24 protein-coding genes are annotated in these 21,339 nt (G+C 28.1%); 9 read left to right on the top strand and 15 right to left on the bottom strand.

From position 1 onward, the window contains the following. Window positions 1-2: 2 nt before the first annotated feature. The 13 genes from nuoK to D9T19_RS10475 all read right to left on the bottom strand — a co-directional run bounded on the left by nuoK (window position 3) and on the right by D9T19_RS10475 (window position 11,351). Complete coding sequence (gene nuoK, locus D9T19_RS10415; RefSeq protein WP_121628173.1) at window positions 3-302, bottom strand: NADH-quinone oxidoreductase subunit NuoK; 300 nt, start codon at window positions 300-302, stop codon at window positions 3-5. Continuing rightward, on the bottom strand, window positions 299-880 hold the full coding sequence (locus D9T19_RS10420) for an NADH-quinone oxidoreductase subunit J (RefSeq protein WP_121628174.1): 582 nt from the start codon (window positions 878-880) through the stop codon (window positions 299-301). The genes nuoK and D9T19_RS10420 overlap by 4 nt, the downstream gene beginning before the upstream one ends. 9 nt (window positions 881-889) lie before the next feature. Beyond that, a complete protein-coding gene (gene nuoI, locus D9T19_RS10425) occupies window positions 890-1,510 on the bottom strand; it encodes an NADH-quinone oxidoreductase subunit NuoI (protein ID WP_121628175.1) in 621 nt (206 codons plus the stop codon). A 9-nt stretch (window positions 1,511-1,519) separates the two neighbouring features. Then, the gene (gene nuoH, locus D9T19_RS10430) at window positions 1,520-2,512 is read right to left on the bottom strand and encodes an NADH-quinone oxidoreductase subunit NuoH (RefSeq protein WP_121628176.1); all 993 of its coding nucleotides are present in this window, start codon (window positions 2,510-2,512) and stop codon (window positions 1,520-1,522) included. 1 nt (window position 2,513) lies between these two features. Continuing rightward, entirely contained in the window at window positions 2,514-4,988 is a 2,475-nt protein-coding gene (locus D9T19_RS10435) for an NADH-quinone oxidoreductase subunit G (protein WP_121628177.1), read from the bottom strand. Further along, on the bottom strand, window positions 4,988-5,797 hold the full coding sequence (locus D9T19_RS10440) for a hypothetical protein (RefSeq protein WP_121628178.1): 810 nt from the start codon (window positions 5,795-5,797) through the stop codon (window positions 4,988-4,990). Before D9T19_RS10440 ends, D9T19_RS10435 begins: the two co-directional genes overlap by 1 nt. Next, a complete protein-coding gene (locus D9T19_RS10445) occupies window positions 5,797-6,060 on the bottom strand; it encodes an NADH-ubiquinone oxidoreductase subunit E family protein (protein WP_121628179.1) in 264 nt (87 codons plus the stop codon). Before D9T19_RS10445 ends, D9T19_RS10440 begins: the two co-directional genes overlap by 1 nt. A 90-nt stretch (window positions 6,061-6,150) precedes the next feature. Then, on the bottom strand, window positions 6,151-7,377 hold the full coding sequence (nuoD, locus tag D9T19_RS10450; RefSeq protein WP_121628180.1) for an NADH dehydrogenase (quinone) subunit D: 1,227 nt from the start codon (window positions 7,375-7,377) through the stop codon (window positions 6,151-6,153). A gap of 4 nt (window positions 7,378-7,381) precedes the next feature. Next, on the bottom strand, window positions 7,382-8,185 hold the full coding sequence (locus D9T19_RS10455) for an NADH-quinone oxidoreductase subunit C (protein ID WP_121628181.1): 804 nt from the start codon (window positions 8,183-8,185) through the stop codon (window positions 7,382-7,384). Next, on the bottom strand, window positions 8,185-8,694 hold the full coding sequence (locus tag D9T19_RS10460; protein WP_076088921.1) for a NuoB/complex I 20 kDa subunit family protein: 510 nt from the start codon (window positions 8,692-8,694) through the stop codon (window positions 8,185-8,187). The genes D9T19_RS10455 and D9T19_RS10460 overlap by 1 nt, the downstream gene beginning before the upstream one ends. After that, the gene (locus tag D9T19_RS10465; RefSeq protein WP_121628182.1) at window positions 8,676-9,065 is read right to left on the bottom strand and encodes an NAD(P)H-quinone oxidoreductase subunit 3; all 390 of its coding nucleotides are present in this window, start codon (window positions 9,063-9,065) and stop codon (window positions 8,676-8,678) included. The genes D9T19_RS10460 and D9T19_RS10465 overlap by 19 nt, the downstream gene beginning before the upstream one ends. A gap of 184 nt (window positions 9,066-9,249) precedes the next feature. Continuing rightward, window positions 9,250-10,983: an ATP-binding protein gene (locus tag D9T19_RS10470; RefSeq protein ID WP_121628183.1), complete on the bottom strand. Its 1,734-nt coding sequence runs from the start codon at window positions 10,981-10,983 to the stop codon at window positions 9,250-9,252. A 14-nt stretch (window positions 10,984-10,997) separates the two neighbouring features. Then, the gene (locus D9T19_RS10475; RefSeq protein ID WP_121628184.1) at window positions 10,998-11,351 is read right to left on the bottom strand and encodes a hypothetical protein; all 354 of its coding nucleotides are present in this window, start codon (window positions 11,349-11,351) and stop codon (window positions 10,998-11,000) included. A 151-nt stretch (window positions 11,352-11,502) separates the two neighbouring features. On the opposite strand from D9T19_RS10475, the gene D9T19_RS10480 reads away from it, so the two are divergent. Together D9T19_RS10480 and D9T19_RS10485 are read left to right on the top strand one after the other, a co-directional pair. Continuing rightward, window positions 11,503-12,120 (top strand): tetratricopeptide repeat protein, encoded by a 618-nt coding sequence (locus D9T19_RS10480; protein WP_121628185.1) that lies wholly within the window; start codon window positions 11,503-11,505, stop codon window positions 12,118-12,120. Continuing rightward, window positions 12,110-12,748, top strand: a complete 639-nt coding sequence (locus D9T19_RS10485) for a tetratricopeptide repeat protein (protein ID WP_121628186.1) — start codon at window positions 12,110-12,112, stop codon at window positions 12,746-12,748. The genes D9T19_RS10480 and D9T19_RS10485 overlap by 11 nt, the downstream gene beginning before the upstream one ends. A gap of 26 nt (window positions 12,749-12,774) precedes the next feature. Here D9T19_RS10485 and nfo read toward each other — a convergent pair whose 3' ends face one another. After that, window positions 12,775-13,620 (bottom strand): deoxyribonuclease IV, encoded by an 846-nt coding sequence (gene nfo / locus D9T19_RS10490; RefSeq protein WP_121628187.1) that lies wholly within the window; start codon window positions 13,618-13,620, stop codon window positions 12,775-12,777. A 231-nt stretch (window positions 13,621-13,851) separates the two neighbouring features. On the opposite strand from nfo, the gene D9T19_RS10495 reads away from it, so the two are divergent. Next, complete coding sequence (locus D9T19_RS10495; protein WP_121628188.1) at window positions 13,852-15,051, top strand: NAD(P)/FAD-dependent oxidoreductase; 1,200 nt, start codon at window positions 13,852-13,854, stop codon at window positions 15,049-15,051. A 96-nt stretch (window positions 15,052-15,147) separates the two neighbouring features. Continuing rightward, complete coding sequence (locus tag D9T19_RS10500; protein ID WP_121628189.1) at window positions 15,148-16,170, top strand: thioredoxin family protein; 1,023 nt, start codon at window positions 15,148-15,150, stop codon at window positions 16,168-16,170. 78 nt (window positions 16,171-16,248) lie between these two features. Here the strand turns inward: D9T19_RS10500 and D9T19_RS10505 are convergent, their stop codons facing one another. Continuing rightward, window positions 16,249-16,614: a hypothetical protein gene (locus tag D9T19_RS10505; protein ID WP_228198001.1), complete on the bottom strand. Its 366-nt coding sequence runs from the start codon at window positions 16,612-16,614 to the stop codon at window positions 16,249-16,251. Between the two features lie 84 nt (window positions 16,615-16,698). On the opposite strand from D9T19_RS10505, the gene D9T19_RS10510 reads away from it, so the two are divergent. Genes D9T19_RS10510 through clpX form a run of 5 tightly spaced genes read left to right on the top strand, consistent with a single transcriptional unit; the run spans window position 16,699 to window position 21,331 of the window. After that, complete coding sequence (locus D9T19_RS10510; RefSeq protein WP_121628190.1) at window positions 16,699-17,772, top strand: epoxyqueuosine reductase QueH; 1,074 nt, start codon at window positions 16,699-16,701, stop codon at window positions 17,770-17,772. After that, the gene (gene lpxB, locus D9T19_RS10515; protein ID WP_121628191.1) at window positions 17,769-18,812 is read left to right on the top strand and encodes a lipid-A-disaccharide synthase; all 1,044 of its coding nucleotides are present in this window, start codon (window positions 17,769-17,771) and stop codon (window positions 18,810-18,812) included. The genes D9T19_RS10510 and lpxB overlap by 4 nt, the downstream gene beginning before the upstream one ends. Before the next feature lie 49 nt (window positions 18,813-18,861). Continuing rightward, window positions 18,862-19,305 carry a 3-hydroxyacyl-ACP dehydratase FabZ gene (gene fabZ / locus D9T19_RS10520; protein WP_121628192.1) on the top strand — a complete coding sequence of 148 codons (444 nt, stop codon included), beginning with the start codon at window positions 18,862-18,864 and terminating at the stop codon, window positions 19,303-19,305. An 8-nt stretch (window positions 19,306-19,313) separates the two neighbouring features. Further along, the gene (gene lpxA / locus D9T19_RS10525) at window positions 19,314-20,096 is read left to right on the top strand and encodes an acyl-ACP--UDP-N-acetylglucosamine O-acyltransferase (RefSeq protein ID WP_121628193.1); all 783 of its coding nucleotides are present in this window, start codon (window positions 19,314-19,316) and stop codon (window positions 20,094-20,096) included. Window positions 20,097-20,110: 14 nt separating this feature from the next. Continuing rightward, window positions 20,111-21,331: an ATP-dependent Clp protease ATP-binding subunit ClpX gene (gene clpX, locus D9T19_RS10530; RefSeq protein ID WP_121628194.1), complete on the top strand. Its 1,221-nt coding sequence runs from the start codon at window positions 20,111-20,113 to the stop codon at window positions 21,329-21,331. Window positions 21,332-21,339 lie beyond the last annotated feature (8 nt).

Below are 21,339 nucleotides of genomic sequence, written 5' to 3' on the forward strand. Positions count from 1 at the left end.
TATTACCCTTTCATTTTTGCAATTTCATCTAAATTAATAGAACCTGTTCTTTTATACCAAAGAATTAAAAGACCTAATCCAATTGCAACTTCACTAGCTGCAACTGCAATAATAAAAAATGCAAACATTTGTCCTGCTAAATCTCCATGGAATTTAGAAATAGCTGCAAGTCCAACATTTACTGCATTTAACATAATCTCTGTTGAAAAGAAAAGCATTAAAACATTTTTACGTCTTAATACTCCTATTAATCCAATACAAAATAAAAGTGTTGATAAAATCAAATAAGCATTAAGTGTCATTTGTCATCCTTCTTTTTCGATGCTTTATCTTCAAGATATACATCAATCTCTTCTTCGCTCATATCTGAATATGACGTTTCCATTTTTTTCCCTGCTAAAACAATTCCACCTATCATTGCAACAAGTAACATAATTGCAGCAACTTCAAAAGGAACTAAGTATTTTGTAAATAATACTAAACCAACATCCGCACTATTTCCAAGTTCTGGATGAATTGGATAAAGTGGATCAATATTTTCACCTAATACAGGAGAAATAAGAATTACAACAATAATTAATGCTAACATTCCTGATAAAAAGAAAACAAGTCTTGGATTTTTTACTTTTTCTTTTACTTCTGATAATGAATCAAAAAACATCATTCCAAAAGCATATAAAGACATAATAGCACCTGTATAAACTACAATTTGTACAGCCCCTAAAAAGTCAGCATTTAATAAAAAGAAAAATGCAGATATAAAAATCATTCCTGCTGCTAATGAACTTAGCGCATACAATACATTGTTTGTTAAGACTGTAATACTAAACATAGTTATAGTTAAAACTGAAAACAGACAAAAAGCTATTATTTCAAACATCTATACTCCTTAGTATGACAACGGTGTTTTTTTAATTTTTTCATCAGCATCTACTGATACTGAACCATAACCAGCAAATTCAGTTTGTTGGTTTATTTGATCAAATGGTGTTAAAATATCTTCTTTAAGTGAAAAATGCGCTCTTTGTTCAGATGAGTTTTCATATCTTCCACCATGAACAATTGCTAATTCTGGACAAACTTCCGCACAGTATCCACAGAAAATACATCTTCCCATATTAATTGTATATTCTAAAACTTCTTTTCTAGAATTTTCATCAATTCTAGTTTCCATTCTAATACAATTTGAAATACATATCTTTTCACATAAACCACAACCAATACATCGCTCTTCACCTGATTCAAGAAGTACTAATAATTTATGTACTGCTCTATATCGAGGACCAATTGGAAGTTTTTCTTTTGGATATTGAACAGTTGCCATTTCACCTTTAAATAAGGCACCTGTCATCATTTTAAATGTAATTTTAAGACCTGTAAATAACTCACCTTTAACAGATCTAGTTATCACTTGTTTAAATGATTCCCAAGATGTTTTAGGATAATTATCTTCTTGGACTACAACGTAATCTTCTGATATATTTCTATTTTTAAATTCTTCAAATCCCATATTATTTCCTTAAATCATTATCACAAGAGCAGTTACTAAAATATTTAGAACTGATAAAGGCATTAGTATTTTCCAACATAACCACATTAACTGATCTGGTCTAATATGAGGCCAAGATGCTCTTGTCCAAAGGAAAAGAAAGATTAAAAACATAACTTTTAATACAATTGCTAAACCACCTGGAATAAACCATAAAGGTTCAAATCCACCTAAGAAAATAAGTGAAATTAGAAATGAAATTGTAAAAAGGTTAGCATACTCTCCAATAAAGAACATACCCCATCTCATACCTGAATACTCTGTTGCATAACCAGCAACTAATTCTGCTTCATGCTCAAGTAAATCAAATGGTGTTCTATTTGTCTCTGCAAATCCAGCTATTGTAAATAGCAAGAATGCTAAAGGTTGTGACCAAATAATCCAGTTGCTAATTCCACCTGCTTGATAATTATTTATATCAATTAAAGATAAAGAACCCACCATCATAAGTGGAGCTAAAAGAGAAAGTCCTGATACAACTTCATATGATAAAAGTTGAATAGCAGTTCTAGCCCCTCCAAGTAATGCCCATTTATTCGCCGAACTCATACCACCTAAAAGTGGTCCATAAAGTCCAACAGCACCAACAGACATAACAAATAAAACACCAACATTAATATCACTTATAATTGGTCTTACTGTATATCCAAACATTTCAAATTCTGGGAAAAATGGAATTGCACTCATAGCAATAAATGCAGTTGCTGCAGTTATAAGTGGTGCTACCATAAAAATAGGTTTATTTGCATTTGCAGGAATAAAATCTTCTTTTGTAAAAAGTTTAATCCCATCTGCTGCAATTTGTAAAAGACCATAAGGACCTACATTTGTAGGACCCAATCTTCTTTGCATAAATGCTAATATCTTTCTTTCAATATATGTTGTAAAACCAGCAAGTACTGAAAATACTGTTAAAACTACTATTACTTTTACAATCGTTTCTATTATAATACTTGTTTCCATATTACACCTTTTCTACAATAGCTGTGTTATATCTGAATGTATCAAATAAAGCTTTTGAAGGAGAGTTTTTATCAAATGTTGAAACATAAGCTATTTCACCAGTGATTTGAATATCAATATACGCATTTAATTCTAAACTTACATTATTTGAAGATACTTTTACTTTTGAACCTTTTTCAAGTCCTAATTTTTCAAAGTGCGCGCTTGAGAAGAAAATACCTGATTGAAGCTCATCTTTAAACTCATGAGACATTGCTGTAAATTCATTAAATTGATTAATTGGATTTGCTTTATAAATCACAATTTCTTCTTCTTTAACTTCTAATTTTCTTAGACTTACTTCTTTTACTTCATCATTTGACTCTAATGTACTCTGCGTTAAATCATAACCTCTATATTCAACTCTATCATTTCCAAACATATTTGGTAAATCATCAAATTCTACTTCTTTATAGCCTCTTTCGAGGGGTAGACAGGCTGTATAATCAATTGTGTATTCAACATCAACATCTAAAATCATATTTGCAATATTATTTAAAGCATAGCCATTAAATGCAACCGCAGCATTTGTAGGAATGATTTTTTTATCAATATTTGTAAAAGTACCTTCTTGTTGATTAAGTGCAGGAATATCTAAATCTCCATCACCTAATGCTGATAATTGGAAGTCTGCTTTTTCATTATAACCAACAGTAAATCCTTCTTGTTCTTCTGAGAGTGTACAAATTTGTGATACACCTAAAGTATTTGTAGAAGTTGGAATAATTACTACTTCAAAAGCAGTATATTTTGTGATTAATCCACAAAGTTTTGCTAAATTTGCTGCATTTGGATGTGTGATTAAATCTTCACCAACTATTAATGAGAAAGTATCTTTTTTAGCTAGCATAGTGTCAATTAGTTCTACAAATGTTTCATCTTTTCCAAAATCTTCTAAAAGTGAGATATATTCAAACTCAACTTCTTTAGAAACTTTTTTAGGAACCATTTTTACAACTTCTTTTTCCTCACCTGTTTCTTCATTTTTAACTATTTCAACAACTTTTTCTTTTATCATTTCACTAACAGTTTTTGTTCTAGTTTCACTTAAAGAGTCAAGATAAGTTTTGATATTTTGTGGTAAATCTTTTCCAAATTTATAAAGTATAAAATAAAGAATCGATTCTTGTGCTAAAGCATCATGATAAATAAATTCAGTAGTTTTACCTTTTTTACCAATTTTTTCCATTACAGGATCTGCAATTGGATGGAAATATAAAGCAGCACCTTTATTCATAATAACAGAGTTATTAAGTGCATATCTTGCATTTGGTAAATCTGATTTTAAATAAGACCCAACAGAAATTACAAAGTTTGAATCATGAACATCTGTAAGTGTTGAAGAGTATAAAGATGTTCCTGCAGAACTAGAATAGTTTGCTAAAAACTCTTGATATAATCTTGCATCTTCATTTACTAAATTTGCACCTGTTTTATCTGCAATCTTTTGTAAAAGTAAAGCTTCTTCATTTGTAATAAATGAGTTAAATTTAATATTTTTTGCTTTTTGAAAACTTTCAATTGCATTTATAAATGCAGTTGTATCTTTTTTCTCAACTTTATTATCAAAGTCATAAGCAAATCTTCCTGCACCATTTAATGTTGAATAATGAGGCTCATTTGTAACTCTATAAATTCTTTTTGTTCTATGATTATCTATTGAATCTTGTTTGATTTCATAATAAATAAATGCACAGTCACTTGAATGTGAATTTGCAGCTGGAATTTTTTTAAGTTCCCAAGAGTTTGATGTATATTGGAAGTCATGAGAAACTAAAGCTCCAACAGGACAGGCTGCAATACACTCACCACAATCTGTACAGGCATCAGCGTCATAACCAATAAGTGATTTATTAAGTTTATTCCACATTGCATATGCATCTTTTGGCATTTCAGTCTTAAATGTTTTATCAATAGCATCAGATGGTCTTTTTACTGTACTAAGTGCATTTGAACCAACCATATCTTTACATACAGTTACACAACGTTCACAAACAATACAAAGTCCTGGGTCATAATTCATAACTCCCCAATGTGCAGTTGGTCTGTGAACATCTTTTATACTATAGCTTTGAGAATCTACTTTCATATATAAAGAGTAATTTTGTAATTCACACTCTCCACTTTGGTCACAAACACCACATTGAAGAGGATGATTAACATCATAAACTTCCATTATGGCTCGTCTTTCTTTTGCAATTGCTGGAGTTTCTGTGTTTATTTGCATATCTGCTTTAACTTTAGTATTACAACCATATACTTGTTTTCCATCAGCTTCAACTAAACACAATCTACATGCTAATGTTGGTGAACATCTTGTTAAATAACATACTGCAGGAACAAAAACATCATTTGCTCTAGCAACATTTAAGATTGATTCTCCATTTTTAGCTTCAATTTGCTTTCCATCAATTGTTAATGTAATCATATCACTCATTATTCATCAACCTTTTGTATTTTTACTTGTTTATATCTATATCCATTAAATAGTTCTTCATTAGAACCTGTTATTTTTGAAATAGCAATTGTTCCATTTAACTTATCATCAACTTTTATAGTTTTTTCTACTTTTGAACTTTTATAGTTTAAATATACCTTATCATTATTTGCAACTTTAGCAATTTGTGCAAAAGATTTACTTGCAATTAAGTCTTGAGTTGATTCATCTTCAATAAGTCTATAAATAACTGTTCCATCAAAAGATTTTAATTCTTCAACTTCTTCAAGTTGTAAATTTGTACATGCATTAATTTTTTCTTCGAAATTATTATCTAATATAATTACATTGAAATCTGTATATTCTTTTATTATAGAAATAAATTTTATAATATTTTCAACTCTTGGATGTTCAATTAAATCATCACCAATTATTAATGTTTTAAATTTACAATTTAAAGAGTTATCATAAGCTTCTTCAAACTCTTCTTCTCCAGCTGAACTTTCAGCTGAAAGATATCCTAAATCCAAACTATCAATATATTTTTTGATAGTATCATTAGATTCTTTTACAAAAGTATTGAGTAATAAAGCTAAAATACCTTCTTCACTTCCTACTTCATATTTTATGAATTGCGTATAATAAAGTTTTAAATCAATATTATCAATTGGATGCATATAAACAAATTGAGCATTTGTTTTTGCAATTGATTCAATAATAGAATCTCTTACTTCTTCTTTATTATTTGAAAGCATAGTCCCAAGAGAAAGAATAAAATCACTTTTAGAAATTATCTCTTTTTTATCCATTATTTATTTTCCTCTTCGACAACTTTTGGTTCAGGTTTTACTTTTTTAATTACTAGTGTCCAATCTACTTCTGTAAATTTAATAGAATTCATTAATGTATAACCAGCTTCATATATAACATCAGCTGATTTTTGAATATTTTCAAAATCCCCAATTTCAAATATAATAATTGCTGTTTCACCATCTCTTATTTGCTTATCCAGAAGGTCAAGCATTCTGTCATAAAAATCGTTTTTTAAATGTCTTAAATCAAATCTTTTCATTTCACATCCTTCATGGCTACACTATATTCTGAGCATTTTGATTCCGAAACTAAAAAATTAAAGCAGTTTATTTTTTTCACGTTTCTCACCTTATCTATCTATTTCGCCGAAAACTATATTTAAGTTACCAATTATAGTAACCACATCGGCTAATTGTAATCCAACAAGTAGTTCTTCAAGCATTGCTGTATGTTGGAAACTCGGCGCTCTAATTTTCATTCTATATGCGTATGGAGTTCCATCACTTACAACGAAATAACCTAATTCACCTTTTGGTGATTCAGTAGCGACATAAACTTCACCTTTTGGTGGTCTCATACCTTGCGTTACAAGAACGAAATGTTGCATTAAAGAATAATTTTGAGTCATAATTTGCTCTTTTGGAGCTGAAATATAGTTTGGAGAATGTGCCATAAGTTGAGAATCACTTTTCTCATACATAGGAACTAATTGTTTTAGTATTTTTGAAGATTCATACATTTCAGCAATACAGATTTTATATCTTCCGTAAGAATCACAAGTATGTGCAATTGGAACATCGAAATCTAATTCATCATAAATACCATAAGGCATCTCTTTTCTTAAATCCCATTTAATACCAGAACCTCTTAAAGCAATACCTGAACATCCCCAAGATTTTGCCATTTTTTGTGTAATCACACCTACATTTTCAAGTCTCATTTTCCAGATTCTATTCTCTGTTAATAAACCTTCATATTTCTTGATTTCAGTTTCTAAAATCTGCAAAAATGACATACAGTCATCAATCCAATTAGATGGTAAGTCCAAAGGAACTCCACCAATTCTAATTGCACTATGAGTTAGTCTTGCACCACAATAGTCTTCTATTAAGTCCATTGCATATTCTCTTTCTCTAAAACAATAAAGAAACATAGACATAGCACCAACATCAAGTGCATGTGTTGCTAACCAAAAAAGGTGCGATGTAATTCGATTTAATTCTAAAAGCATTGTTCTAATAATTTCAGCTCGTCTTGGAGCTTCAATCCCTAGAAGTTTTTCAATAGCAAGTGCATAACCGTAGTTATTTGAAGTAGCAGCGATATAATCCATTCTATCTGTTGTTGGTAAGAATTCATTATAAATCATATTCTCAGCCATTTTCTCCATACCTCTATGAAGGTATCCAATCATTGGTCGAGATTTTACTACTTGTTCACCTTGAAGTTCTAAAACAAGTCTCATTTGTCCGTGAGCAGAGGGATGTTGTGGTCCAAAGTTCACCATCATTGTATTATCTTCTCTCTCGAAGTTAATATTCTCAAAAAAAGGTTTTAATCTATTGGCTTGTTGCATTCTTTTACCTTCTTCTTTTTAAAACAACTGATTCTTCAGGTTTTAATGTTTTCATAATTTTTGATGTATCATCTTCTTGATATTTGATTGAAGTTTCAGGTTCAAACTCAGTAATATCAGTTTGGAAAGGAACTTCGTGACCCAATCTTGCAAATCTAGTAGTATCATATCTATCAATTGCAGCTGGATCTCGCTGTTCAGGTCCGATTATATCTCTAGCTTCTTTTCCAAAGATTTTATCAACTTCATACCACGAAGCTGCTTCATCACCTTGAAGTGGATAAGTTTTTCTTAATGGATGATCATACCAATCATCTGGCATAATTAATCTTTTCATATTAGGATGATTTACAACTTTTACACCTAATAAATCATACATTTCTCGCTCAGACCAATTTGCAGAATCAAAGATAGAAGATATAGATTCAATTGCATCATTTTTGCTTAGAAAACATTTGATTCTTAGTCTTTTATGTTTTGATAATGAAAGCATTTCATAAAATATTTCATAGCCATCTTTTTGTGCTAAATAATCAATAGCAGACATCTCAATTAACATATCGTATTCTAAATTTTCACTTAAAAATTTCATAATATCAACAATTGCATTTTTATTAACATACATTACTAGATGTGTATGTTCTATATATGCTTGCTCAACTTTAAATACTGAAGAAAAAGCTTCATAATCTTTTGAAAAAATTTCATCGCTTGCAACATCTAATCTTGGAACCGTAGGAGATACAAAAAATCTATCAGAAAAAGGAGCTTTTCTTTGAACATCATCTTTTGGCGTATATTTTCTCATTAAACTAGCCTTTTTTTCTTATGCGCTCTGAAAATTGACTCTTTTCTAATTTTTCTTTGAAGTGTCATCAATGCATACTGAAGTGTTTCAGGTCTAGGTGCACATCCTGGAAGATAAATATCAACTGGAATAATTCTATCTGCACCTTGAACCGTTGCATAAGTATTAAACATACCACCAGTATTGGCACATGACCCCATTGAAATTACCCATTTAGGATCAGGCATTTGGTCATATAGTCTTCTCATAAATTCTGCATGTTTTTTTGTAAGTGTTCCTGCAATAATTAATACATCAGATTGTCTTGGACTTGCTCTAAAAATTGTACCAAACCGATCAAAATCATATCGAGATGCACCGGTTGCCATCATCTCAATGGCACAACAGGCCAAACCATAAGTCATAGGCCAAAGTGAGTTAGAACGTCCAAAATTAACTAACTTATCAATAGTAGTTAATTTAATTGGCGCACCGCCATCTTGTAAATAATTTACTTTATGCTGTGCCATTCAAGGGCTCCTTTTTTCCATGCATATAAAAATCCAATTGCTAATAGTGTGATAAAAAGTAACATTTCTATAAATCCAAACCATCCTAATAACTTAAAGTTAATAGCCCATGGAAACATGAAAATTATTTCTACATCAAATAAAATAAATAGCAATGCTATTAGATAAAACTGTGTTGATATTGTATTGGGTTGTTTTGTAACTTCTGGTCCACATTCATACAATGTTGTTTTTAATTTTTCTGTGTCTAATCTTGCGATTTTTCTACTAACATACCTAGAAAGCCACACTGTAGCACCGAATGCAGTAAATGTTAAAACAAACATTACAAATGCACCAAAATAAGGATGGGCAAAATCCATATGTGTCATTTAATATATCCTTTAAAGCTTGAAAAGTTTTCTTTATAATGGCTAATATTTTATCAAATTAGTGATAAATAGCCACTTATAATAATTTAGGTAAATGATAATCTAAGCTTTTAAGAGTAAGCTTAGATTTTAAGTATATTTTAATATAGAAGAAAAAATGGTACAAAAAGAAACACTCTGAATCCTAAAAGAATCCTACTTTGTTTTCACTATCAAATTGTCCTTTTTGTTCTTTTGTGATTTGTTCTTTAAAATCTTCAACATTAAAGATTGGTTCAGGATTTACTGCAATTTTATATGCTGCATTTTTGATAATAAGTTCTATTTGTCCACCTGTTAATTCGTATGAAACTAGTTCATTTATATCAAAATCTTCACTCAATGGAAGATTTGAAGGAAGTAATTTATTCCATAACTCTAATCTTTGTTTTTTATTTGGTTTCATAAACTCTATTTTGTAGTTAAATCTTCTTGAAAATGCTTTATCTAAGTTTTCAAGTAAGTTTGTAGTTGCTATTAAAATTCCATCAAACTTTTCTATTTGTTCTAAAAATATATTTTGGATTTGGTTATGCATTTTATCACTTCCATTTCCTGCACCTGTTGTTCTTGAACTTAAGAATTGATCTGCTTCATTTAATAATAATACTGGTTCTGTTTTTGTTTTTTCACAAAGTTCATAATATTTATCAAAGATACTTCTTACATTTTTTTCACTCTCACCTACATACATTGAAAGAATTTTTGAACAGTCAAAACTAAGAACATCTTTTTTCAAAGATTTTGCTAATGCTAAAGCTGTTAAACTTTTACCAGTTCCTGCAACTCCATAAAAGATAATTTTGGCTTCTATACCTTTTCTTTTATCTTTAATTCCCCATAATTTTAATCTATTAATTACATCTTTATCAACTTGTTTTAGTAGTGAATTTAATGTTTCTCTTGTTTTGTCATTTAATACAACATCATCTAAAGTTTTTGTTGTACTTGTTAATTCAAAGATATCCTGCTCTTTGATAATTGAATCAATTTTTATCTTTGAACCTCTTGTTTTTTTCTGTGTAGGATGTGATATTTTATATAAAACTTCATCTGGAATATAGAAGTTTCTATTAATCCCACCAAAAGGAGTTAGAACCTCATCATAATCTACTAATGAGTTGGAAACAAGAGGTGAACTTTCTTCAAGTAATGATCTATATTTTATTTTTTCATAATCATCACTTGAAATTAATTCAATTAGTGCATTCATATCTCTAATTGAACCATCTCCCCCTGAATATTCTTCTTTTAGAAGTGCTAAAAATAGTGTTTGTTCTTGTTCTTTTAATTCATTTTCTTTAAAGAAATCTTCAAGCATTATAGAATTATTTGTAACCTTGATTCTTTCTTTAATTCTATTTTCTAATAATACTAATTTTGATTTTAATCTATTTGAACTAGGAGAATTAACATCAAAATTTTTCTTTACAACATTTAACTGCTGTGCTAAATCTATTTTAAAAAACTGATCTTGTAAGTATTCTAAATGATCTGAATAATTTTTTATTTCAGGAAGAATAAAATCATTAGAACCATTTTCTAATAATTTTAAATATGAACTTGAAAGTGAAACACTTGAATTTAATAATTCTAGTTTTGAAATTTCATTTAGTTTAATTTGGTCAAATGATATTTGAACTATCCATCCAAATTCTAAAAGTGATTTAATCAAACTTAATTTTTCTAAATGTTCAAACTTCTCAATATCATAAAACTTTGATAGTATGTCAATAACAACTAAACTATCTCTTCCTTTTGCATACTCTTTTGTAATAAATTGTAATAAAACTGCCTCTTCTTTTGTACATTTTAATTGTGTAAAAAAGTTTGTTTCTTCTATATCTTTTGACTTAATAAAATCAATTAATTCTTTCATTATTTATTCTAATCCTACTTATTTAATTTTTTTTCTAATTTTTTATAAAATGTATTTAGTTCTTCTTCTTTTGAAAAAAAGATTTTTTCTTTTTTATTAATAAGAATACTTTTTTTATCTATATCTATATTTTTTATATCTTCATATTTGTACTCTTTTTTATTAAGTTTAATATCTACATTAAAACTATTTGCTATTTCTAATAATCTATCTTGACATAATGCTTTATATGAGCCTTTGGTATAAATATAATTTTCACATTTAACATTATTAATATAATTTTCTATTTTTTCTAAATTGTAATTATCATACATATTTAATCCAATAACAACAAATGCTATAAATACAAAAAAACCAATAAAAATCATTACATCCCCTATATATTAAATAATACATTAATATCTCTTAACAATTTATGAACAAAAATAGTATTGTTTCCTAATTATTTGCCTAAGGTTTAGAAAAAAAAGGTAAAATACCTTATATTTTTTAAATAAAACCGATATAAGAAGGGAAATGATGATAAAAAATAGTATTAAATTCTTATTTATTACAACTATTAGTTCTTTGTTATTTATAGGATGTAGTAATCATGAAGCTGCTTTAAAAATTCTTCCAAATGAAATTGCGCAAGCAAATGAATGTATAAGTACAAATAAAGAACTAGAAGCAGATTGTTATGATTTAATATCATACAAAAATTCAATTGCAATGCTTCGATCTGGAATAAATGCTTATACAAAAGGAAATTATAAAGAAGCTTTTCATAAATATACATTAGCTCAAAAAAAAGGTAATTTTTATGCTAATTCACTTTTAGCAGATCTTTATAATAAGGGGAATGGTGTTGCAAAAAATCAAGAAATAGCACTTGAACTTTTAAAAGATGTTGACGACGTTGATGGTATTGCTGCATACAAACTATCATTTTATTATATAAACAAAAAAGATTATGATGAAGCTTTAGAACTATTAATTTTTGCTGGTAATAATAATGTTAAAAAAGCACAATATGAATTATCTAAGATTTATAGAGATGGAACACTTGCAAAAGATGATCCAATAAAAGCTAAATCTTGGTATGAAAAATATGAAAATAAAAGCAATAGCTTAATTAGGAAAATCTATGGTATCTAAATTAAATATATTAAAATCACTGTTTTTAGCTTCTGGAATAGCTATATCTTTTAATGGGTGTTTCTTTTCTTCACCAACTTTTACTATTGAAGAAGAGAATATTGGAGTACAAGAGTGTCATAAATTTGAAAAGAATGAGCAAAAAATAGAATGTTATGATGATTTAAGTTCAGATAATTCTATGGCTTCATTAAAACTTGGTATTTTTTATGCTGATGCAAATGATTATGATAAAGCATATGATTATCTTAATTCTTCAAAAGAAATGGGTAACTATTATGCAAATTTACCTTTAGCTTATCTATATTTTAAAGGTAACGGAGTTGAAGAAGATTCTGAAAAATCATTAGAACTATTAAAAGAAGCTGCGCATAAAGATCCAAATGCTGCATTTCAGTTATCAAAATTTTATTTCAAAGGTATTGGAATAAAACAAGATACAAAGAAAGGATTAGAGTACTTAATCTCTGCTGCAAATAAAAATATGTTTGTCGCTCAAAAACAATTAGCAATGATTTACTCGAAAGGTTTTCATACTATTAAAAAAGATTTAGTAAAAGCAAAATATTGGCAAGAAAAAGCCAACAATAATAAAAAAGATAGCACATTTAATATATATAAACTGTAAAGTTTATATATATTTTAAAAGTAGATTTATTTTTCTACTAAATCATAAAGGGCTTGAATTTCTTCAGGCCAAATATCTTCATTTATAGTTTCTAATATAAGTGGAATATCGTCCATTCTATCATCATTCATAATAAATTTAAAAGCATCCCAACCAATTTTACCCTCACCTAGGGAATCGTGTCTGTCAACTCTACTTCCTAAATCTGGTTTAGAATCATTTATATGCATTCCCATTAGATATTCACGACCAATAATTGAGTCAAATTCACCCCATGTTTTATCATAAGCTTCTCGTGTTCTTATATCATACCCTGCTGTAAACATATGACAGGTATCAATACAAACACCTATTCTACTTTTATCTTCAACTTTATCAATAATATATGCAAGATGTTCAAATTTATAACCTAAGTTAGATCCTTGACCTGCTGTATTTTCAATAACCAATTTTACATCATTTGTAGCATCAATTGCTCTGTTTAAAGAAACAGCAATATTATCTAAACATTCATCTTCTGTAATCTTTCTAAGATGAGAACCCGGATGAAAATTTAATTTATCCAATTTTAAAATCTCACAACGATTTATTTCATGAAGAAAACCATTTAAAGATTTTTCTCTATTTTCAACAATAGGATGACCTAAATTTATTAAATATGAATCATGAGGCAAAATATGTTTAGTTTGAACCCCTGATTTTTCTAATTCTATAAACCATTTATCTAGTACTTTTGGCTCAAAATCTTTTGCAGCCCATTGTCTTTGATTTTTTACAAATAAAGCAAAGGCTTTTGCTCCAATTGCTTTTGCATTAATTGGTGCGTTAAAAACTCCACCACTAGCACTTACATGTGCTCCAACATATTTCATATAATTTCCTATAATTTTAATTGTCTAATCTTACAATTTTTTCTCTTAGTATATCAGTAGCTATATAAGAGCTATAATTTTTTTGTATGATTAGCACCACAATACTTTATTTTCTCTAATTTTTTGTTACGTAATTACAAAGGTACTAATCAATTTTCTAATAAACCTCGTATTACTACCATAGAATGAGATATTATAGATAGAATAAGAATATAAAAAGGAAATGGATTTATGGAAAAAGTTGTAATAATTGGTGGTGGATATTCAGGAATATATGCATTACGAGAACTAGCAAAAAACAAAAATATACAAATTACATTAATAGATAAACACACATTTCATAACTTACAACCTGAAGTTTATGATTTAATTGCAAATAAATCAAATATTGCAGATGTTACTATTGATTTAACTACATTATGTATGGGTATAAATCATGATTATGTAGAATATAAAAATTTAAAAGTTCGAAGAATAGATAAAGAAGCTCAAAAAATTTATACAGAAGAAAAAGAAATTGTTACTTATGATTATTTAGTAATGGCAGCAGGTACACGAACATTTTTCCCTCCACAAATACCAGGACTTAATAATGCACATGATATTAAAAAATTACATTGGGCAATGTTTTTTAAACAAAGCTTTGAAAATCAACTTTTCAAAAAAATTAGAGATGAAGCTAAACAATGTGAAGATACACATATTGTTGTAGTTGGAGCTGGTTTATCAGGAGTTGAAATTGCAGCAGAAATGGCTTATAACTCAAAAATGTTCTTTAAAAGAGGAAACTTTTCTTGTGATAATTTAAAAATATCACTTGTAAGTAGCTCTGATACAATTCTTCCTGGATTAAGCCCTAAACTTATAAGTATGTCTCATCAAAGATTAAAATCTTTAGGAATTAATGTTATTACAAGTACAAAATTAACAGAATGTCATAAAGATCATTTAGAATTATCAAATGGTGTAAAGATTTATCATTCATTTATTATCTTTACAGGAGGTATTGAAGCTTCTCCTATTACAACAGACTTAGATGTAGATAAAAACAGAAGAGGTCAGATTCTTGTAAATGAGTTCTTACAAGCAAATGGTCATGAAAATATCTTTGCAGTTGGTGATGTTGCAGAAATCAAAGACAAAAAAGGTGAGATTATGCCACCTAATGTAACAGTAGCTAGAATTAGTGGTACTTGTGCAGGTAGAAATATATTAAACCATATTAAAAAGAAAAAACTTAAAGCTTGTGATCCAAAACTTGAAGGTATTTTAATAGCACTTGGTGGTAAATATGCAGCAGGAAACCTATATGATTTGGTTCATGTACAAGGACGAATTGCATATGAAATCAAGAAGTATGTATTTTCTTCATATAGAAAACCGCTACTTAAGCTTATTGAAGCAGGTTATAAAAAATTAAAAAGATTATAATCTAATAAAAGTTTTATAATAAATATTCTTATCATTTTAATTAAAACTTATGTTTTTTTAGATATAAATTATTAATTAATTATATAAAGGATATTTATGTCAAAAAAGATTATATTAATATTTACAACAATATTTATGCTTATGTTTTTTATAACAACAGCTCAAGCACAAACGGGAAAAGTAACTGGTGGATTACAACATGAAATGCCAGATTGGTTCAAAGAAAGTTTTCTTGATTTAGCAGAAGATGTTGAAGAAGCAAAAGAAGCTAATAAACATGTAATGCTATTTATGTCTTTAGATTTTTGTCCTTATTGTACAAAGATGCTAAAAGATAACTTTGTTCAAGGTAGTAAAAACCAGAAATATATAGAAAATAATTTTGATGTAATTGGTATCAATATCAAAGGTTCAAGAGAGCTTGTAATTGATGAAAATACAACAATGACAGAAAAAGAATATGCAGATTTCTTAAAAGTTCAATACACACCAACTATAATTTTCTTAAATGATAAAAATAAAGTACTTCTTCGATTAAATGGTTATAGATCACAACAAAACTTTAAACTTGTGCTTGATTTTGTAAAAAATAAAGAATACAAAAATATGAGTTTAACTCAATATTTAGATAAAGTTAAAAATAAAACTTTATATACTCTAAAAACAAATAAAATATTCAAAGATATAAAAGATCTTTCAACAATAAATACTAGCCTTGCTGTTATATTTGAAGATGGTAGTTGTACTCAATGTAACTATTTACACAATACTACGTTAAAGAATAAAGATGTACAAAATGAATTATCTAAATTTACAGTTGTAAGATATGATGCCATGTCAAAAGAAAAAATAACAAGACCTGATGGTAAAATAACAACTCCATATGATTGGGCAAAAGAGATAAAGCTTGATTATAGACCTGGAATTATTCTATTTGATAATAAAAAAGAACAAGCACGAATTGATGCACTTTTATATAGCTTTCATTTCAAAGAGTTGCTAAGATATGTAAATGGTGGATATTATAAAAAATATAATACATTTTTAGACTATTTAAAACCAAGACAAAAAGAACTTTTAAATAAGGGTATAGATATTAATTTATCTGATAGTATTTAATTACTTAATTTGTATCTTGAAATAATTAATAACTTCAAGATACAAAATACCACTTTCTTTATTCTAAAAAATTTATCTTTAATCTCTTTTTATTTTTATTAGAATCTTATTTTTATTATCTCTAAAAACAACTTCTTTTTGATTTCTTTCAAATAACTCTTTTATAAAATCATCTTCATAAGAGCTATTTAAATTTTCCTTATTAAATGTTTTTAAATCTTGGCAGTGAAAAGTACTCTTACAAACTCTATCCTTATAGATTCTCATATCAAGGACTACTGTTCCTGCTGAAAATATTTGAACTTGTGTATAGTTTGTATATTTGTATATAAAACCTTTATCATAAAATTTCATTTTTGGTGTTTTGATTAAAATTGTCGCACTTGAACTTAAAGTTGGTTTTGCATTAAAACATCCTACAAAAATAAAAATAGAAGTAAGCAATAATAATAAGTTTTTTATAACTAATCCTTTGTTTTAAAATATTTTACTATAATATCTTTAAAATTATAAAATCAAGGGTTATTTTTGTTAGTTCATATTTGTTGTGCAGTTGATAGTCACTATTTCTTAGAAAGAATACAAGAAGAGTTTCCAGAGGAAACATTAGTAGGATTTTTTTATGATCCAAATATTCATCCATATAGTGAGTATCGTCTAAGATACCTAGATGTAGAATATTCATGTCAAAAATTAGGCATTGAACTTATTGAAGGTCCTTATAATCTAGAAGAATGGCTTAAAAAAGTAAAAGGAATGGAGCATCTACCTGAAAAAGGTGATAGATGTACAGTTTGTTATGATGATAGACTTGATAATACAGTTAGTAAAGCGCTAGAATTAGGACATAATAAATTTACTACAACTCTTTTGATTTCTCCTAAAAAATCTCAAGAAAAACTTGATGTAATTGGACATAATTTAGAAAAACTACATGGAATAGAATTTATTTATAGAGATTATAAAGCAGGAAATGGTGCTGAAATTCAAGGTAAAAAAGTAAAAGAAAACCAACTTTATAGACAAAATTATTGTGGTTGTTTATTTGGATTATCAGCTCAAAGAGAAGCACAAGATAAGATTATGGATGAAATGTTTAATCCTATTTCAAATCAGATTTTGCCTGAATCTATTGAAGAGAGATTAGAACTTTATAAAAGAAGAAATACTCTTGAATCAAGTGGAGAAAAATACAAAATAGTTAAGCATAGATTTTTAAATTATAGATTATTTAGCGCAACTGTAAAAGTAGCTAAAAAAATCGTAGCTTCATATATCTTGCCATATTCAATGATAAATAGAAATAAAACAAATGGAAGAATCGAATACGAAAAAGATGGAATAAATTATCTAAATAGAGACGAATTAAAAATTATAAGTATTGAAAAATTCAATTCTTTAGCAAATACAAACTATAAAAATGTAAAAGAGCTTATGTTCAATCCACCTCTTTTTGAAGAAGAATTAGAAGTTCGTTCAAAAATTGTAAAAAGTGCTTTTAACTTAAGTACGATAATAGTTTTAGATGAAATAATAGATGCAAAATATGAAATCTACTTAGATGCCCAAACTTATGATGATGTAAGAGAAGAAATTATATGAAACTTTTAGTATGTGCAATGGAAACATCATCAAATATCCATTTAAAAGAATTAAAAAAATATCTTGATGATGATATTGAGATGGTGGGAGTTTTTGACAAAGAGTTAGGGAAACCATTGTATGATTTAACAGCATTAGCAATTATGGGAATTGTAGATGCTTTAAAAAAACTAAGATTCTTTTTTAAATTAAGAGATGAATTAGTAACTTTAGCAAAAGATTGTGATAAAGTCTTATTAATGGATTCTTCAGGATTCAATCTTCCTCTTGCAAAAAAACTAAAACAAAGCTATCCAAATAAAGAAATTATTTATTATATCTTGCCACAAGCTTGGGCTTGGAAACAAGGTCGTGTTAAAAAGTTAGAAGAATATTGCACAAAATTATGTTCAATTATTCCATTTGAGAGTTCAATTTATAATAATAAAGAAAAAATAACTTATGTTGGACATCCTCTACTTGATGAAATTCATAATTTCAAAGAAGAGCTAACACAAAGTGGCAAAATTGCTTTTATGCCAGGAAGTAGAAAAACAGAAATTAAAAATCATATGCCAATATTTAGAGAATTAGCAAAAAAAATCCCTAATAAAGAGCATATTTTAATCATTCCTGAAAAATTTGATAAAGAATATATTGAGAAAACTTATGGAGATATTTCTGATTTTACTATTTCTACACAAGCTCATAAAACACTTCAAGAAGCTGAATATGGATTTATTTGTTCAGGAACTGCAACTTTAGAAGCTGCACTTATTGGAACACCATTTACACTTTCATATATTGCAAAAAAAATTGATTATTTTATTGGTTCAAGATTTGTAAAACTATCTCATGTAGGATTAGCAAATATTTTCTTTGAAAAAATGGGGAAAAAAGAAATCCACAAAGAATTTTTACAAGAAAATGTTACAGTAAAAAATCTTCTAAATGATTATAAAACTATGAATAAAAGATTATTTTTTCAAAACTCAAAAATATTAAGAGAATACTTACAAAATGGAAGTTCTAAAAATGTTGCGAGCATAATTCAAAACTAATTTTTTTTTAGATACAATATCTACCATTAATAAAAATTTAGGATGATACATGTTAGATATTATACAAATTCAAGAAATTCTTCCTCATAGATATCCAATGTTACTTGTGGATAGAATCACAGATATAGATTTAAAAAAATCAATAAAAGGATTTAAAAATCTTTCTATTTCTGAACCAGCATTTCAAGGTCACTTCCCAGGCCATCCAATTTATCCTGGAGTATTAATCCTAGAAGGTATGGCTCAAGCTGGTGGGATTTTAGCTCTAAAGAGTTCAGATTTAACAGATGAAGAAATGAAAAATAAAGTAATTTACTTCATGAGTATTGATAAAGCAAAATTTAGAAATCCTGTTAAACCAGGAGATAGATTAGATTATGAACTTGAAGTTATCAAGATAAAAAGTACTATTATGATGCTAAGTGGGAAAGCTTATGTTGATGGTAAATTAACAGCAGAAGCTGAATTCAAAGCAATGATAGTGGATAAATAGGCAATAACATGAATACTATTCATAAAACTGCAATAATTGAAGAAGGCGCAATCCTAGGTGATAATATCACTATTGGTGCTTTTACAATTATCGGTAAAAATGTAAAAATTGATGATGGAACAACCGTAGATTCGCATACAGTAATAAATGGGAAAACTACAGTTGGAAAAAATAATCATATTTTTTCACATGCAGCAATTGGAACAATACCTCAAGATTTAAAATTTGATGGTGAAGATGTAGAACTAATTATTGGAAATAACAATAAAATTAGAGAATTCACATTATTTAATCCAGGAACAATAGGTGGTGGGTCAATTACTAAAATTGGCGATAACAACTTATTTATGGGATATACACACGTAGCCCATGATGTTCTTATTGGGGACAATTGTATTTTTGCAAATGGAGCTACTCTAGCAGGTCATGTTGAAATTGATGATTTTGTAGTAATTGGTGGATTAACACCAATTCACCAATTTTGTAAAATTGGAAAACATGCAATGATAGGTGGAGCTTCCGCAGTTGCTCAAGATATTCCTCCTTATTGTTTAGTAGAAGGAAATAAAGCAGTCTTACGTGGTCTTAACTTAAATGGATTAAGAAGAAGATTTAAAGACAGATCAGACATCGATGCAATTAGAAGTGCATATAGAGCATTATTTGAATCAGGAAATCCTTTAGCTGATGTTGCAAAAGAATTACTTGAAACAAGTGAAAATGAACATGTTAAAGAATTAGCAAATTTTGTAATAAATACAAAACGTGGTATTCCTTACAATAGAAAATAAAGAATAGGCAAAAAATGAGTAAAATTATATGTGATTTTTGTGGAACTACAGATTCTAAAAATAACCCAGTAATAGCAGGAGACAATGCTTGTATTTGTAAAGCTTGTGTAACTGCAGCACATGATATTATGAGCGGAAGTGGTCCAGAAGAAAAGAGTATTGAGAATATTGAGAATATTCCAAAAGAAGAAGTATTATTAAGAACTCCTGCTCAACTAAAAGCAATTTTAGATGAGTATGTAATTGGACAAGATACAGCCAAAAAAGTTTTATCAGTAGCTGTTTACAATCATTATAAAAGAATATTTAGACATCATGAAATTGATGATGATACAGAATTAAACAAATCAAATGTATTACTTATTGGACCAACTGGTTCAGGAAAAACATTATTAGCTCAAACTATTTCTAAATATCTTGATGTTCCTTTAGCAATTGCTGATGCAACTTCTTTAACTGAAGCTGGATATGTAGGTGATGATGTTGAAAATATCGTTACAAGACTTGTACAAGCAGCAGGTGGGGATATTGAAAAAGCTCAAAGAGGTATTATCTTTATTGATGAAGTTGATAAAGTAGCAAGAATGAGTGAAAATAGATCAATTACTAGAGACGTTTCAGGAGAAGGTGTACAACAAGCATTACTTAAAATAGTAGAAGGTGCAACTGTTAATGTTCCTGCAAAAGGTGGAAGAAAACACCCTGGACAAGAAGCTTTACAAGTTGATACTACAAATATTTTATTTGTTTGTGGGGGAGCATTTGATGGACTTGAAGATATTATCAAGAAAAAAGAAGGTGCAAATATTCTAGGTTTCAACCAAGAAGTAAAAAGCAAAAAAGATGATAAAAATATTATTTCAAAAGTAGAAGCTGATGATTTAGTTAAATATGGATTAATTCCTGAGTTAATTGGTCGTCTTCATATGATTGCAACATTAAATGAAATAACAGAAGATGATATGGTTCATATTTTAACTGAACCAAAAAATGCATTAATCAAACAATATATTAAACTATTTGAAATGGATGATGTAACTCTTAAATTTGAAAAAACAGCATTAAAAGAACTTGCAAGACTTGCAATTGAAAGAAAAACAGGAGCAAGAGGATTAAGATCTATTTTAGAAGATATTATGCTTGATATTATGTTTAACCTTCCTAATTATAAAAATAAAACTATTACAATAACAAAAGATGTGGTTCTAAAGTTAAAAGAACCAAAAGTTGTATGAAAAGGATA

Source organism: Poseidonibacter antarcticus (assembly GCF_003667345.1).
GTDB classification, from domain to species: Bacteria; Campylobacterota; Campylobacteria; order Campylobacterales; family Arcobacteraceae; genus Poseidonibacter; species Poseidonibacter antarcticus.